16 protein-coding genes are annotated in these 15,476 nt (G+C 60.6%); 10 read left to right on the top strand and 6 right to left on the bottom strand.

All coding sequences use genetic code 11. The features are described from left to right. The coding region (locus tag AC07OT_RS03720) for a helix-turn-helix domain-containing protein (RefSeq protein WP_495107525.1) at positions 1–553 on the bottom strand (553 nt) is incomplete at its 3' end. Positions 554–736: 183 nt separating this feature from the next. Between AC07OT_RS03720 and AC07OT_RS03725 the strand changes: the two genes are divergently transcribed. The 9 genes from AC07OT_RS03725 to pdeM all read left to right on the top strand — a co-directional run bounded on the left by AC07OT_RS03725 (position 737) and on the right by pdeM (position 10,973). Then, a complete protein-coding gene (locus tag AC07OT_RS03725; protein WP_495107526.1) occupies positions 737–1,741 on the top strand; it encodes a ligase-associated DNA damage response exonuclease in 1,005 nt (334 codons plus the stop codon). Next, the gene (locus tag AC07OT_RS03730; RefSeq protein ID WP_495107527.1) at positions 1,738–3,372 is read left to right on the top strand and encodes an ATP-dependent DNA ligase; all 1,635 of its coding nucleotides are present in this window, start codon (positions 1,738–1,740) and stop codon (positions 3,370–3,372) included. Before AC07OT_RS03725 ends, AC07OT_RS03730 begins: the two co-directional genes overlap by 4 nt. A 234-nt stretch (positions 3,373–3,606) precedes the next feature. Continuing rightward, positions 3,607–4,386: a transporter substrate-binding domain-containing protein gene (locus AC07OT_RS03735; RefSeq protein WP_065926440.1), complete on the top strand. Its 780-nt coding sequence runs from the start codon at positions 3,607–3,609 to the stop codon at positions 4,384–4,386. Positions 4,387–4,443: 57 nt separating this feature from the next. After that, entirely contained in the window at positions 4,444–5,172 is a 729-nt protein-coding gene (locus AC07OT_RS03740; RefSeq protein WP_027604452.1) for an ABC transporter permease, read from the top strand. Beyond that, positions 5,169–5,879, top strand: a complete 711-nt coding sequence (locus AC07OT_RS03745; protein ID WP_027604453.1) for an ABC transporter permease — start codon at positions 5,169–5,171, stop codon at positions 5,877–5,879. The genes AC07OT_RS03740 and AC07OT_RS03745 overlap by 4 nt, the downstream gene beginning before the upstream one ends. Before the next feature lie 9 nt (positions 5,880–5,888). Continuing rightward, a complete protein-coding gene (locus AC07OT_RS03750) occupies positions 5,889–7,007 on the top strand; it encodes a succinylglutamate desuccinylase/aspartoacylase family protein (RefSeq protein WP_495107528.1) in 1,119 nt (372 codons plus the stop codon). Positions 7,008–7,020: 13 nt separating this feature from the next. Then, the gene (locus tag AC07OT_RS03755; RefSeq protein WP_495107529.1) at positions 7,021–7,785 is read left to right on the top strand and encodes an ABC transporter ATP-binding protein; all 765 of its coding nucleotides are present in this window, start codon (positions 7,021–7,023) and stop codon (positions 7,783–7,785) included. Between the two features lie 57 nt (positions 7,786–7,842). Then, entirely contained in the window at positions 7,843–10,323 is a 2,481-nt protein-coding gene (locus AC07OT_RS03760) for a ligase-associated DNA damage response DEXH box helicase (protein ID WP_495107530.1), read from the top strand. Then, positions 10,323–10,973, top strand: coding sequence for a ligase-associated DNA damage response endonuclease PdeM (gene pdeM, locus AC07OT_RS03765; protein WP_495107531.1), 651 nt, complete (start codon positions 10,323–10,325; stop codon positions 10,971–10,973). Before AC07OT_RS03760 ends, pdeM begins: the two co-directional genes overlap by 1 nt. A 15-nt stretch (positions 10,974–10,988) precedes the next feature. Here pdeM and AC07OT_RS03770 read toward each other — a convergent pair whose 3' ends face one another. Further along, entirely contained in the window at positions 10,989–11,189 is a 201-nt protein-coding gene (locus AC07OT_RS03770; protein ID WP_027604457.1) for a hypothetical protein, read from the bottom strand. A gap of 107 nt (positions 11,190–11,296) precedes the next feature. After that, positions 11,297–11,863: a dCTP deaminase gene (dcd, locus tag AC07OT_RS03775; protein ID WP_003172320.1), complete on the bottom strand. Its 567-nt coding sequence runs from the start codon at positions 11,861–11,863 to the stop codon at positions 11,297–11,299. A gap of 389 nt (positions 11,864–12,252) precedes the next feature. Here dcd and AC07OT_RS03780 point away from each other — a divergent pair, with 389 nt between their 5' ends. Then, positions 12,253–12,462 (top strand): cold-shock protein, encoded by a 210-nt coding sequence (locus AC07OT_RS03780; protein ID WP_002554837.1) that lies wholly within the window; start codon positions 12,253–12,255, stop codon positions 12,460–12,462. 208 nt (positions 12,463–12,670) lie between these two features. On the opposite strand, the gene rpoS is transcribed toward AC07OT_RS03780, so the two are convergent. From rpoS to AC07OT_RS03795, 3 genes are all read right to left on the bottom strand, one after another. After that, the gene (gene rpoS, locus AC07OT_RS03785; protein WP_025855149.1) at positions 12,671–13,675 is read right to left on the bottom strand and encodes an RNA polymerase sigma factor RpoS; all 1,005 of its coding nucleotides are present in this window, start codon (positions 13,673–13,675) and stop codon (positions 12,671–12,673) included. A gap of 105 nt (positions 13,676–13,780) precedes the next feature. Continuing rightward, positions 13,781–14,617, bottom strand: a complete 837-nt coding sequence (locus tag AC07OT_RS03790) for a peptidoglycan DD-metalloendopeptidase family protein (protein WP_065938784.1) — start codon at positions 14,615–14,617, stop codon at positions 13,781–13,783. 207 nt (positions 14,618–14,824) lie between these two features. After that, positions 14,825–15,460 (bottom strand): protein-L-isoaspartate(D-aspartate) O-methyltransferase, encoded by a 636-nt coding sequence (locus AC07OT_RS03795; protein WP_169899534.1) that lies wholly within the window; start codon positions 15,458–15,460, stop codon positions 14,825–14,827. Between the last annotated feature and the right edge of the window lie 16 nt (positions 15,461–15,476).

A 15,476-nucleotide genomic window follows, 5' to 3' on the forward strand; every position in this document is an offset into this window, starting at 1 on the left:
TGATCTTGGGGTGGGCCCAGCACGCTAAAATCAGCCGCGACGCATGGTCTGTGACGGTCAAAGGGAAGCACATCTGATCATTAAGCATCTTGAACTGCCCTTTGTAGTCAGCACACCACGTCTTGTTAGGTTCGTCGGCCTTTCGCATTTGTGCGTGGGAGATGCTGTGTCGGCGTTTGAAGCGCCGCTTTTTGACGAGCCCAAGTCGGTCAAGCCATTGACCGGCCGTACTTGGAGAGGGCCAGGTGACGGAGGGATCTTCCAGCCGTAATAGCTCGAGAAGCTTTTTTGGCCCCCATTTATCGTGAGCCTCCTTCATCGCGACTACACGGGCCAAAATCTCGTCGTCGGTTTTATTTGGGCTGTTGTGAGGTCGCCGGGACAGTTCTGATAAAGACCTCAAATCGCCGTCGTGCCGGACAATCCACTTATCGACGGTAGGTCGGCTAACGTCAAAGCGGCGTGCCAACTGGCTTTTGGTGAAGTTGCCAGAAAGCCAATCAGCTACCAGCTTGATTCTTTGATTCATGGGGGACTCTTGGTTCCAGGGCATGATCAGTTACCTCCTGATCATGCGTATTAGCCTGTAAACCATGTCCCCGGTTAGAAATGTAAACGATGTCCCCGGTTTGTACCGGGGCAAGCCCCCTCCCACATTTGGCCCACATGCATTCAGATAGAACTTCTGCGCTCGCCCCCGCCTCATACCTGATAAGCCCATCGCCCCGGTCACCCCATGGACCTTGTCATCGCCCGGCCCGAAGGCCTCTACTGCCCCGCCGGAGATTTCTACATCGATCCCTGGCGTCCCGTGGAACGCTCCGTCATCACCCACGCCCACGGCGACCACGCCCGCACGGGCAATCAACACTACTTGGCCGCCGCCCCTGGCGAAGGCATCCTGCGCTCGCGCCTGGGCCAGGACATCAACCTGCAAACCCTGGTCTATGGCGAAAAACTCGTCCACCACGGCGTGACCCTGAGCTTTCACCCCGCCGGACATGTACTTGGCTCGGCCCAGGTGCGCCTGGAATACCAGGGCGAAGTCTGGGTGGCGTCCGGCGACTACAAAGTGGAGCCGGACGGCACCTGCGCGCCTTTCGAACCGGTGCGTTGCCATACCTTCATCACCGAATCCACCTTTGGCCTGCCGATCTACCGTTGGCAGCCCCAGGCGCAGATCTTCGCCGGGATCAACGATTGGTGGAGGAGCAATATTGCCGCCGGCAAAGCCAGTGTGCTGTTCTGTTATTCCTTCGGCAAAGCCCAACGCATCCTGCATGGCATCGACGCCAGCATCGGCCCGATCCTCAGCCATGGCGCGGTCGAGCCGCTGAACCGGGTTTATCGCGAGGCCGGCATTTATATTCCCGAAACCCTCTACGCCGGCGAATTCAAAAAGACCGACCCATTGCTGCGCCAGGCCCTGATCATCGCGCCGCCTTCCGCCGGTGGCAGCAGTTGGATCAAGCGCTTCGGCGACTACAGCGATGCCTTCGCCAGCGGCTGGATGCGCCTGCGCGGTACGCGACGGCGGCGCGGAGTGGACCGAGGCTTTGTGCTGTCGGATCATGCGGACTGGCCCGGGCTGCTGTGGGCGATCGAACAAACCGGCGCCGAACGGGTGATGGTCACCCACGGCTCCGTCGGGGTATTGGTACGCCACCTGCGGGAAAAAGGCCTGGATGCCCAGGGCTTCACCACCGAATACGGTGATGACGAAGAGGAGGCCACGGCATGAAAGCCTTCGCCGAGCTGTACGCCAACCTCGACGCCACCACCTCCAGCAATGCCAAGCTCGCGGCCCTGCAAGCCTACTTCCTGCAAGCGCCGCCTGAAGACGCTGCGTGGGCGGTGTATTTCCTGTCCGGCGGACGACCGCGGCAATTGGTACCGACGCGTCTGCTGCGGGACATGGCCACCGAAGCATCCGGCATCGAGCCGTGGCTGTTCGAAGAGAGCTACCAGTCTGTAGGCGACCTGGCCGAGACGATTTCCCTGCTGCTGCCGGAATCCACCTACACCTCCGAGGACGGCCTCGCCGTATGGCTGGAAGAAAAACTCCTGCCGCTGCGTGGCCTGTCGCCCCTGGACCTGGCCGAACGGTTGCCAGCGTTATGGGCGCAACTGGACCAACCGAGCCTGATGGTGTGCATCAAGTTGATCACCGGCAGCTTTCGCGTCGGCGTGTCCAAATTGCTGGTCACCCGCGCACTCGCGGCCATGGCCGACCTCGACAGCAAGCGCGTCGCGCAGCGATTGGTAGGCTACACCGATTTATCCAACCGACCGACAGCCGAAGGCTACCTCAAGCTGATCGCCGCCGAATCAGCCGACGAGCATGCGCAACGGGGCGGACAGCCTTATCCGTTTTTTCTTGCCCACGGGCTGGCGCAACCGGTGGAGCAATTCGACGCCTTGCTCGGTTCCCCCGACCACTGGCAGGTGGAATGGAAGTGGGACGGCATTCGCGCGCAGCTGGTCAAGCGCGAAGGCCGGCTGTGGATCTGGTCGCGGGGCGAAGAGCTGGTGACCGAACGTTTTCCCGAACTGCACAGCCTGGTCAGTGGTTTGCCCGATGGCACGGTGATCGATGGCGAGATCGTGGTGTGGAAGGACTCGGTACAACCCTTTGCCCTTTTGCAGCAGCGCATTGGTCGCAAGACCCTGAGCAAAAAAGTGCTCGACGATGCCCCGGTTGCGCTCCTCGCCTATGACCTGCTGGAACATCAGGGCGACGACTGGCGCAACCACCCCCAGGCCGAACGTCGCGCCCAACTGGAACAGGTGATTGCCCAGTGCAACCAACCCGTGTTGCAGCCCTCGCCCCTGCTGACGGGCGCCACATGGCAGGACCTGGCACAGCAACGCGAAGCCTCCCGCAGCCTCGGCGTGGAGGGCATGATGCTCAAGGCTCGCGACGGCCTGTACGGCGTGGGCCGCACCAAGGACATGGGCCTGTGGTGGAAGTGGAAAGTCGACCCCTTCAGTGTCGATGCCGTGTTGATCTACGCCCAACGCGGCCATGGCCGGCGCGCCAGCCTCTACAGCGACTACACCTTCGCCGTATGGGATGGTCCGCCCGGCGATGAACGCACGCTGGTGCCCTTCGCCAAGGCCTATTCAGGGCTGACCGACGAAGAAATGCGCAAGGTCGACGCCATCGTGCGCAAGACCACCGTGGAGAAGTTCGGCCCGGTCAGCAGCGTGACGCCCAGCATGGTGTTCGAGCTGGGGTTTGAAGGCATTGCCCTGTCCAAGCGGCACAAGAGCGGGATTGCGGTGCGCTTTCCGCGGATGTTGCGTTGGCGCCAGGACAAGGCGGTGGATGAGGCGGATAGCCTTGCCACCCTGCAGGACTTACTGGCCTGACCCAGAACTCTGCCCCTCCCACAATTGGATCGCCAAATGTTCCGAAATAGTGCGTTCGATTTTCAATGCCCATTTTCGGGCATCTCCTACACTCATGACTCCCTTGTCCCACCTTTTAAAACGCTCATTCGGAACTATGGTGCAGAAATTGCTACTCGTGATCCGTCTGACACCGTTCAGTAACAGTCCTAAAACGCGCCACAAGCGCTTATCTTGGTTTCCAGGGATTAAATAATGAAAAAAGCATTGCTGACCCTTTCTGCACTGGCTCTGTGCATGGCCGCCGGTACCGCGTTGGCCAAGGAATACAAGGAACTGCGTTTTGGTGTCGATCCGTCCTACGCGCCGTTCGAATCCAAGGCGGCCGATGGCAGCCTGGTAGGCTTCGATATCGACCTGGGCAATGCGATCTGCGCCGAACTGAAAGTGAAGTGCAAGTGGGTCGAGAGTGACTTTGACGGCATGATTCCAGGCCTCAAAGCCAACAAGTTCGACGGTGTGATTTCGTCCATGACCGTGACCCCGGTGCGCGAGAAGGCCATCGATTTCTCCAGCGAGCTGTTCTCCGGCCCGACCTCGCTGGTGTTCAAGAAAGGCGCGGGGTACTCGACCCCAGAGTCCCTCAAGGGCAAATCCGTGGGCTACGAGCAAGGCACCATCCAGGAAGCCTACGCCAAGGCGGTACTGGATAAAGCCGGCGTGACCACCAAGGCCTACGCCAACCAGGACCAGGTTTACGCCGACCTGACTTCCGGTCGTCTCGACGCTTCCGTGCAGGACATGCTGCAGGCCGAACTGGGCTTCCTGAAGTCCCCGGCCGGTGCCGACTATGAAGTCAGCGCCGCCATCGATGACCCATTGCTGCCATCGAAAACCGCCATCGGTATCAAAAAAGGTAACACTGAACTGAAGGCCCTTTTGGATAAAGGTATCAAAGCGTTACACGATGATGGCACCTACGCCACCATCCAGAAGAAACACTTTGGCGATCTGAACCTGTACAGCGGCAAATAATGCCTGGGGCGCCCCTCCTGTGGAGGGGCGCTTTTTTATCGCCATAGGTCCTGATTTATGTTCGAAGAACTGTTGCAAACCCTCGGGCTGAGCGCACTCAGCCTGAAGGGTTTCGGCCCGTTGTTGCTCCAAGGCACCTGGATGACCATCAAGTTGTCGGTGCTGTCCCTGATCGTCAGCGTATTGCTGGGCCTGCTCGGCGCCAGCGCCAAACTTTCCAGCCTGCCCTTCCTGCGCATCCCCGCCCAGCTCTACACCACCCTGATTCGCGGTGTACCCGACCTGGTGCTGATGCTGCTGATTTTCTACAGCCTGCAAACCTGGCTCACCGGCCTGACCGACTTCATGGAATGGGAATACATCGAGATCGACCCGTTCAGCGCCGGGGTGATCACCCTGGGCTTTATCTACGGTGCTTATTTCACCGAGACGTTTCGCGGCGCGATCCTCGCCGTGCCCCGTGGCCAGCTGGAAGCCGCCACGGCCTATGGCCTCAAGCGCGGACAACGCTTTCGCTACGTGACCTTCCCGCAGATGATGCGCTTTGCCCTGCCGGGTATCGGCAACAACTGGATGGTGATGCTCAAGGCCACGGCCCTGGTGTCGATCATCGGCCTGGCGGACCTGGTCAAGGCCGCCCAGGATGCGGGCAAAAGCACCTACCAACTGTTCTACTTCCTGGTACTCGCCGCGCTGATCTACCTGTTGATCACCAGCGCGTCCAACTTCGTCCTGCGTCGTCTTGAACGTCGCTACTCCGCAGGCTCACGGGAGGCGGTGCGATGATCGAACTCTTGCAGGAATACTGGCGTCCCTTCCTCTATAGCGACGGCCAGCACATCACCGGCCTGGCCATGACCCTGTGGTTGCTCAGCGCCGCCTTGGTCATCGGCTTTGTGGTGTCGATCCCGCTGTCCATCGCCCGTGTATCGCGCAACCCGCTGGTACGCTGGCCGGTGCAGTTCTACACCTACCTGTTCCGTGGCACGCCGCTCTATATCCAGTTGCTGATCTGCTACACCGGCATCTACAGCATCGCCGCCGTACGTGAACAGCCGCTGCTGGATGCGTTCTTTCGCGATGCGATGAACTGCACGATTCTGGCCTTCGCCCTCAACACCTGTGCCTACACCACGGAGATTTTCGCCGGGGCCATCCGCAGCATGGCCCACGGCGAAGTCGAGGCGGCCAAGGCCTACGGTTTAAGCGGCTGGAAGTTGTACGCCTACGTGATCATGCCCTCGGCGTTGCGCCGTTCGTTGCCCTACTACAGCAACGAAGTGATCTTGATGCTGCACTCGACCACGGTAGCGTTTACCGCGACGATCCCGGACATCCTCAAGGTGGCGCGGGACGCCAACTCGGCCACGTTCATGACGTTCCAATCATTCGGTATCGCCGCGCTGATCTACCTGACCGTGACCTTTGCCCTGGTCGGTCTGTTCCGTCTGGCGGAGCGCCGTTGGCTGGCGTTTCTCGGGCCCAGCCATTAAGGAGCCTTCATGCGTCATCAGGTACACGATCTGGTCGCGCCGGTGCCAGGCACGGCGCGGCAGATTCACAGTTTCCACTTCGGCCCCGAACATGCCGAAGGCAAGGTCTATATCCAGTCATCGCTGCATGCCGATGAACTGCCGGGCATGCTGGTGGCCTGGCACTTGAAGGTGCGCCTGGCCGAGTTGGCGGCAGCCGGGCGGTTAATGAGCGAGATCGTGCTGGTGCCCATCGCCAATCCGGCAGGCCTGGAGCAGGTGTTGATGGACACTCCGCTGGGCCGCTACGAGTTGGAAAGCGGACAGAACTTCAATCGCCTGTTTGTCGACCTCAGTGATACCGTCGGCGATCAGGTCGAGGGCTCGCTCGGCGATAACCCGCAACAAAACGTCGAACTGATCCGCGCCGCCTTGAGCGCTGCCCTGGCCGTGCAAATCGCCGAGACCCAGTTGCACTCCCAACGCCTGGTGTTGCAACGCCTGGCCTGCGATGCCGACATGGTGCTGGACCTGCATTGCGACTTCGAAGCGGTGGCGCATCTCTACACCACGCCCGAAGCCTGGCCGCTGGTGGAACCGCTGGCACGCTATATCGGCTCGGAGGCCAATCTGCTCGCCACCGATTCCGGCGGGCAATCCTTCGATGAGTGTTTCACCCTGGTGTGGTGGCAGTTGCAGCAACGCTTTGGCGCGCGCTTCCCGATCCCCATGGGCAGCTTTTCGGTGACCGTCGAACTGCGTGGCCAGGGCGACGTCAACCATGGGTTGGCCGCCCTCGACTGCCAGGCAATCATCGACTACCTGATTCACTTCGGCGCGATTGCCGGCGACGCCGCACCGCTGCCCGAACTGCCCTACCCCGCCACGCCGCTGGCGGGCGTCGAACCCGTGGCGACGCCGGTGGGCGGCCTCCTGGTGTTCAGCGCCCTGCCCGGTGAATACCTGGAAGCCGGGCAACTGATCGCCGAAATCATCGACCCCATTACCGACCGCGTAACGCCCGTGCATTGCCAGAAGGCCGGCCTGCTTTACGCCCGCTCGCTGCGCCGCATGGCCACTGCCGGGATGGTCATCGGCCATGTCGCAGGCACCGAGGCCTACCGCAGCGGCTACCTACTTTCGCCTTAAGGATGCACGCCCCATGTACAAATTGACCGTTGAAGGCCTGCATAAAAGCTATGGCGACAATGAGGTGCTCAAAGGCGTCTCGCTCAAGGCCAGGACCGGTGATGTGATCAGCCTGATCGGTGCCAGCGGCTCGGGCAAAAGCACCTTTTTGCGTTGCATCAACTTCCTGGAAACCCCCAACGACGGCGCCATGACCCTCGACGGCCAGCCGATCCGCATGGTCAGCGACCGCCACGGCATGCGCGTGGCCGACGATGCCGAACTGCAGCGCCTGCGCACGCGACTGGCGATGGTGTTCCAGCATTTCAACCTGTGGAGCCATATGAGCGTGCTGGAAAACATCACCATGGCCCCGCGCCGGGTGCTGGGTTGCAGCAAAAAGGACGCTGAAGACCGTGCCCGTCGCTATCTGGACAAGGTGGGTTTACCGGCACGCGTGGCGGACCAATACCCGGCGTTCCTGTCCGGTGGCCAGCAGCAACGGGTGGCCATCGCCCGCGCCCTGGCCATGGAGCCGGAAGTGATGCTGTTCGACGAACCCACCTCGGCCCTCGACCCGGAGTTGGTGGGTGAAGTGTTGAAGGTCATCCAGGGCCTGGCCGAGGAAGGCCGCACCATGATCATGGTGACCCACGAAATGAGCTTTGCGCGCAAGGTATCCAGCCAGGTGCTGTTCCTGCACAAGGGCCTGGTGGAAGAGCAAGGCACGCCGGAGGATGTGCTGGGCAATCCGAAGAGCGAGCGCCTGCAACAGTTCCTGAGCGGCAATTTGAAGTAAACCTTTGCGACGCCTGGAGGGTCTGTGGAATAGGCCCTCCAGAGCGTTCGCCGCCCCATGGCAAAACCCCTCGACTTCGCCAAAACGTGGTTTGCCGCCAAAGGCTGGAAGCCGTTCGCCTTCCAGAAAGACGTATGGACGGCGGTCAAGGACGGCCGCTCGGGCTTGCTGCACGCCAGCACGGGCGCCGGCAAAACCTACGCCCTGTGGTTTGCCGCCCTCAATCGTTTCGCGATCACCCGCCCGCCCGCCACCGGTAAACGCAAACCACCGGCTGAGCCACTGACCGTGCTGTGGATCACGCCCATGCGTGCATTGGCCGCCGACACCGCACGCGCCCTCGAAGCGCCGCTCGAGGCCTTGCAGATTCCCTGGAGCGTCGGCCTGCGCACCGGCGATACCAGCAGCAGCGAGCGTGCCCGGCAAACCCGACGCCAGCCCACCGCCCTGGTCACCACCCCGGAAAGCCTGACCCTGATGCTCGCCCGCGCCGACAGCGAAACGAGCCTGGCGCACCTGCGCATGGTGGTGGTGGATGAATGGCATGAGCTGATCGGCAACAAGCGCGGCGTGCAGTTGCAGCTGGCGTTGGCGCGGCTGCGGCGTTGGCATCCTGAACTGATGGTATGGGGCATTTCGGCCACCCTCGGTAACCAGTCCCACGCCCTTGAAGTGCTGGTCCCACAAGGGGACGGAATTAATGTGCAGGGGCAAACGGCCAAGCAGTTGCACGTCGACACCTTGCTGCCGCCCATCGCCGAGCGGTTTCCCTGGGCCGGGCATATCGGCTTGAAGATGCTGCCGCAGGTGGTCGCCGAGGTCGACGCCAGCAGCAGTTGCCTGGTGTTTACCAACACGCGGGCGCAGTCGGAAATCTGGTATCAGGCGCTGCTCGATGCACGCCCGGATTGGGCCGGGGTGATTGCCCTGCACCATGGTTCGCTGGCCCGCGAGACCCGCGACTGGGTGGAGCGGGCGTTGAAAGACGGACAGCTCAAGGCGGTGGTGTGTACCTCCAGCCTGGACCTGGGGGTGGATTTTTTGCCGGTGGAGCGCGTGCTGCAAATCGGCTCGGCCAAAGGCGTGGCGCGCCTGATGCAACGCGCCGGGCGCTCCGGCCATGCACCCGGGCGGCCGTCGCGGGTGACCCTGGTGCCGACCCACAGCCTGGAACTGGTGGAAGCCGCTGCGGCCCAGGACGCCATTGCAGCGCGGCGCATCGAAGCCCGCGAATCGCCCCACAAGCCGTTGGATGTGCTCGTACAACATTTGGTGAGCATGGCCCTCGGCGGTGGCTTTACACCGCAGGCGCTGCTGGCGGAGGTGCGTGGCGCCTGGGCCTATCGTGACCTCAGCGAGGCCGATTGGGCCTGGGCCCTGGGTTTTGTACGGCATGGCGGCTTATCGCTGACCGCTTACCCGGATTACCGCCGCGTGGAGCCGGACGAGCACGGCATCTGGCGCGTCCCGGATGCCCGGCTTGCGCGTCGCCATCGCATGAGCGTGGGCACCATTGTCAGCGACGCCAGCATCCAACTGAAATTCTGGAGCAAGGGCGGCGGTGGCAAGAACCTGGGCAGTGTTGAAGAAGGCTTTATTGCACGCCTCAAGCCTGGCGATGGCTTCCTGTTTGCCGGTCGCCTGCTGGAGCTGGTGCGGGTGGAAAACATGACCGCCTATGTGCGCCGCAGCAGCGCCAAAAAAGCTGCCGTACCCCGCTGGAATGGCGGGCGTATGCCCCTTTCCAACGAGCTGGCCCAAGCCGTGGTGGAGCGCTTCGATGCGGCCGCGCACGGGGTCTACGAGGGGCCGGAAATGCGGGCTGTGCAAACCCTGCTGCAGATACAGTTGCGCTGGTCCGGCTTGCCGACACGCGAACACTTGCTGGCCGAAGCCTTGAAATCGCGGGAGGGCTGGCACCTGTTCCTCTACCCGTTTGCCGGCCGTCAGGTGCACCTGGGGCTGGCGAGTCTGCTGGCCTGGCGGGTCAGCCAGCAGCAGCCTGTAACCTTCTCGATTGCCGTCAACGATTACGGCTTGGAGTTGCTCAGCGCCACCGAGGTGGATTGGCCACGCTTGCTGAATGGGGCGCTGCTGAGCCCGAAGCAGTTGCTGGCAGACGTAGCAGCCAGCCTGAACGCCGGGGAACTCGCCCTGCGCCGCTTTCGCGAGATTGCGCGTATCGCCGGTCTGGTGTTTGCCGGTTACCCCGGCGCGCCGAAAAGCACGCGGCAGGTGCAGGCATCCAGCGGGTTGTTCTTTGAAGTGTTCAAGCAATATGACCCGCAAAACCTGTTGCTGGCCCAGGCGGGGGAAGAAGTCCTGCGCGACGAATTGGATATTCGTCGGTTGGAAGAGACCTTGCTTCGCCTCTCGGCGCTGACACTGGACGTGCATAGGATCGAACGTCCTACGCCCCTGGCCTTCCCACTGCTGGTAGAACGGATGCGCGAAAGCATGAGTTCGGAAAAACTCTCGGAGCGCATTGCGCGGATGGTCAAGGACTTGGAAAAAGTCGCCGATAACGGCAAACGCTGATGGTGTGCTCAGTGACGCTGGAGGGCGAAGAGCTGTGGCTGTTGGCGGATAAGGCGCTCTATTGGCCCGCGCGCCAGTGCCTGCTGATCGCCGATGCACACTTTGGCAAGGCATCGGCCTATCGCAGCCTGGGCCAGCCGGTACCGCAAGGCACCACCACCGAGAACCTGCAGCGCCTGGACCGGCTGTTAGCGGCTGTGCCATGCGCCCAGGTGATCTTTCTCGGTGATTTCCTCCACGGGCCCGGCTCCCACGCCAGCGGCACCCTCGGCGCCTTGAGGGCCTGGCGAGCACGTCATTGCGACCTGTCGATGACCTTGATTCGCGGTAATCACGATAAACGCGCGGGCGACCCACCGGCTGACTTGAGGATCGAAGTGGTCCCGGAGCCACTGTTGATGGGCCCTTTCGCCCTGCAACACGAGCCGCACGCCCATGCCAGCCACCATGTGCTGGCGGGGCACGTGCACCCGGTGTATCGCTTGCGCGGCAAGGGCCGGCAGAGCCTGCGCCTGCCGTGTTTCCAGTTCGGCACGCGCGTCAGCCTGCTGCCGGCGTTTGGGGCGTTTACCGGGGGGCATCCAGTGGAGCAGGACAATGACCGCCGAATCTTTGTCATCGGCGATCACCAGGTGTGGCAGGTGCGCTGACCGGCCTTGCGGGTATCAGGCGACCGGTGCGGGAGGCGGCTCGTCCGGAAGGGTCGGCTCACCGGGCTCGGTGGGCTGCTGTGGCCAATCTTCATCGGGTTGGCCGGGGATGCCGCCTGCATAGGCGGGATCAGCCATCAGGGACCAGGCCAGAACGCCAATCTGGTTGGGTTCAAGCCGGGCAAGTTCTGCGCTGATTCGCGGGTCAATCTTCATAAGGCACTCCTCAAGCGTGGCTCGGTGCGTTTTGCACGCACCGAGGCAGTACACCCAATAGAGTCACTTTCTGCGGACTAATTCCCTTTACGCGTAGGACCTTTCGATCAAGCGCGTGGCAAGGTGACGCCGCGCTGACCCTGGTACTTGCCGGCGCGGTCTTTGTAGGACACTTCACAGGCCTCGTCAGACTGCAGGAACAGCATCTGCGCCACGCCTTCGTTAGCGTAAATTTTCGCCGGCAGAGTGGTGGTGTTGGAGAACTCCAGGGTCACGTGGCCTTCCCACTCAGGCTCAAGTGGCGTCACGTTGACGATAATGCCGCAGCGCGCGTAGGTGCTTTTACCCAGGCAGATGGTCAGCACGTCGCGGGGAATACGGAAGAATTCCACGGTGCGTGCCAAGGCAAAGGAGTTCGGCGGGATAATGCACACGTCGCTTTTCACATCGACGAAGCTCTTTTCGTCGAAGTTCTTCGGATCGACGATCGCCGAGTTGATGTTGGTGAACACCTTGAACTCGTCGGCGCAGCGCACATCGTAGCCGTAGCTGGAAACGCCGTACGAGATCACACGGTCATCGCCTTCGCCACGAATCTGGCGCTCGACGAACGGTTCGATCATGCCGTGCTCTTGCGCCATGCGGCGAATCCACTTGTCCGATTTGATGCTCATGGCGGGTGTCCTGAATAGCGAGGTGGAAAAATTCTGTGGGGCATCTTACCGGGGCCGGCGTTGGGGTTCAAAGGGCGTCGGGCTTTTCTTGATGAACGCACCGGCTGCCATAAGGCGCAGCCAGCGGGGCCGGGACCCGCATTGCCGCAACCGGTGTGTGTAAATACCACCGCCAGTCACGAAAATAGAGAAACCTTCGGAAATACCATTGGCACGTTCCGGAAAAAGGGTTAAGGTGGCGCCACTGTGCTGCTTGTGTCACTGAGAATCTCTACACGATATGTTGAATTTCGATCCAACCATCTCCAAGAATTTTTCCTGCTCTTTGCACTCAGTCTCGGCCAGGGCTTTTCCTGAGTCGCAGTTAACTTTGTCCAAGGAGATACACCATGTCTAATCGCCAAACTGGTACCGTTAAGTGGTTCAACGATGAAAAAGGCTTCGGCTTCATCACTCCACAATCCGGTGACGACCTGTTCGTTCACTTCAAAGCTATCCAATCCGACGGCTTCAAAAGCCTGAAAGAAGGCCAACAGGTTTCTTTCATCGCTACCCGCGGTCAGAAAGGCATGCAAGCTGAAGAAGTTCAAGTTATCTAACTTGTACTGACTCAGTCGAAAAGACCCCGCCCTTAAAAGCGGGGTTTTTTTATGCCTGGGATTTGGGCATACATGAATAAATGTCGTGCGCAAAAAATGTGGGAGGGGGCTTGCCCCCGATGGCGGTGTAGCAGTCGATACTTGCATTGACTGACAGACCACTATCGGGGCAAGCCCCCTCCCACATTCAAGCACTCAAGCGGCGTCGTTATTGAAACAACGACTCACTCGACAAGCCATTCTTCTCCAGGATCTCGCGCAAGCGCTTGAGCCCTTCGACCTGGATCTGCCGCACCCGCTCACGGGTCAGGCCAATCTCCAGGCCTACGTCCTCCAGTGTGCTGCTCTCATGGCCACGCAGGCCGAAGCGGCGTATCACCACCTCACGCTGCTTGTCCGTGAGCTCCGACAGCCACTGGTCAATGCTTTGGGAAAGATCATCGTCCTGCAGCAGCTCGCAAGGATCCGTAGGACGATCATCCGTCAGAGTGTCCAGCAGGGTTTTATCCGAGTCCGGACCCAGCGAGACGTCGACCGAAGACACACGCTCGTTAAGACCCAGCATGCGCTTGACCTCTCCTACCGGCTTTTCCAGCAGGTTGGCGATTTCTTCGGGCGAGGGTTCATGATCGAGTTTTTGAGTGAGCTCACGTGCCGCCCGCAGGTAGACGTTGAGCTCCTTGACCACATGGATCGGTAACCGGATCGTGCGGGTCTGATTCATGATCGCCCGTTCGATGGTCTGGCGAATCCACCAGGTGGCATAGGTCGAGAAGCGGAAGCCCCGCTCAGGATCGAACTTCTCCACCGCCCGGATCAAGCCCAGGTTGCCCTCCTCGATCAGGTCCAACAAGGACAGCCCACGATTGACGTAGCGTCGGGCGATTTTCACCACCAGGCGCAGGTTGCTTTCAATCATGCGCTTGCGCCCAGCCGGATCACCCTTTTGCGACAAGCGCGCAAAATGGACTTCTTCTTCGGGAGTCAGCAGAGGGGAAAAGCCGATTTCATTGAGGTACAGCTGGGTCGCATCGAGCGCCCGCGTGTAATCAATGTATTTGTGTTGCTTTAACGCGGTGGAGTTCTTGGATTTGGTGCGAACTGAAGGTACAGCAGGTCCCTCATTCGACATCGATTCCGTAGCGATGCCGGTCTCCATAAGGAGAACCTCATCGTCGATGTCAAACTCCGGCGCTTCTTTACTGAGAGCCATTGTTATAGTCCTTTGGTGAGTTCGACCTCAAGCTCAAGCGACGCCTTTATCCTTGGCAACGCTGGAGCCTGTTCCTTCTACGTGAGGAACAGGCTGTGCAACATATCAACGACGGGGTAGGAATTGCAGTGGATCTACAGGCTTCCCTTGACGGCGAATCTCAAAGTGCAGTTTCACCCGGTCTGTACCAGTTGATCCCATTTCGGCAATTGTCTGTCCGACTTTGACCTGCTGCCCCTCCCGAACCAACAGCCTACGGTTGTGGCCGTAAGCACTGACGTAGGTATCGCTGTGTTTGATGATGACCAGCTCGCCGTAGCCCCGCAAACCACTCCCGGCGTACACCACCGTCCCATCAGACGCAGCTAAAACAGGCTGTCCCAAATCCCCGGCAATATCAATGCCTTTATTCAAACTGCCGTTTGAAGAGAATTTTCCAATTAACACTCCATTTGAGGGCCATCCCCAACCGGTCGGCGCAGGCCCTGCGGGGGGCAACGGCGCGGGTGCCGGCTTGTTCGCAGCACTCGGCGAAGCGGTACCCGCAGGCCGGGTAATGATGGTGGTTTTGCTCGAAGACGACGGCGAAGATCCGGTGTTTGTCACAACTGCCGTAGGGGTAGAACCGGTGCGACCGTCAAAGCGAATCGTCTGACCCGGATGTATCGTGTAGGGCACAGGAATATTGTTACGGGCTGCGAGGGCCTTGTAGTCCCAGCCATAACGGAAGGCAATCGAGAACAAGGTGTCGCCCTTGCGCACGACATATTGCCCGGTGGTCACCGTCGGCTTTTGTGGTGCAGCGTTATTGCGGTCAACGACCCGTGCACCGCTGCTTGGCGAGCTGGAACACCCTACCAGAAGGGAACCAAAGACAAGGCCAAGCACCAGTCGCTGAAAACTTGTTTTACTCATACGCTGCGCAAGACCTGTGAGACTCACCCGCCGCTCCCTTTGTGGTGGCTGAACATGAATGCCTGTATCAGGCTTGAAATATGACGCAAGTATAACTGGGCATTGAAGTTTTACCGTCACGCGACTGAAACGAATCATTCAGCGCGTTGAATCGCCCCGCCTATCATGTTGACTTGATAGACCCCGCCGTAAGACACATCCTCACCAACAGAATTCACTGCCCGCAGAAAATGATCAGGCCAGCGGGCCATTGAGCAACGGCACGAAACGCACGGCGCCGAGTACATGCCGGGAAAAACCGTCGTCTTCACGGACAATAAGCATCAATTGTTGCACTTCACCGGAACCCACCGGAATGACCAGCCGCCCACCCGGGGCCAGTTGATCGAGCAGCGCCTGCGGCACATCGGTGGCCACGGCAGTGACGATAATCCCGTTGTAGGGCGCCAGCGCCGGCCAACCTTCCCAACCATCGCCCCAGCGGAATACCACGTTGCGCAGGTTCAGCTCCACCAGGCGTTCCTTGGCGCGATCCTGCAGCACCTTGATGCGCTCCACCGAGAACACCCGCTCCACCAGTTGCGACAGCACCGCCGTCTGGTAGCCGGAACCGGTGCCAATCTCCAGCACCTTGTCCAACGGCCCCGCCGCCAGCAGCAGCTCGCTCATGCGCGCAACCATATAAGGCTGGGAGATGGTCTGGTTATGGCCGATGGGCAATGCCGTGTCTTCGTAGGCACGATGGGCCAAGGCTTCATCGACAAAGAGGTGCCGAGGCGTACGCCGGATCACTTCCAACACCTGGGCGTTGGAAAGCCCCTCTTCGTACAGGCGCTGGATCAAACGCTCACGGGTACGCTGGGAGGTCATCCCGATGCCCCGGCGC

The sequence above is a fragment of the Pseudomonas sp. GW821-FHT09C10 genome (assembly GCF_059418085.1).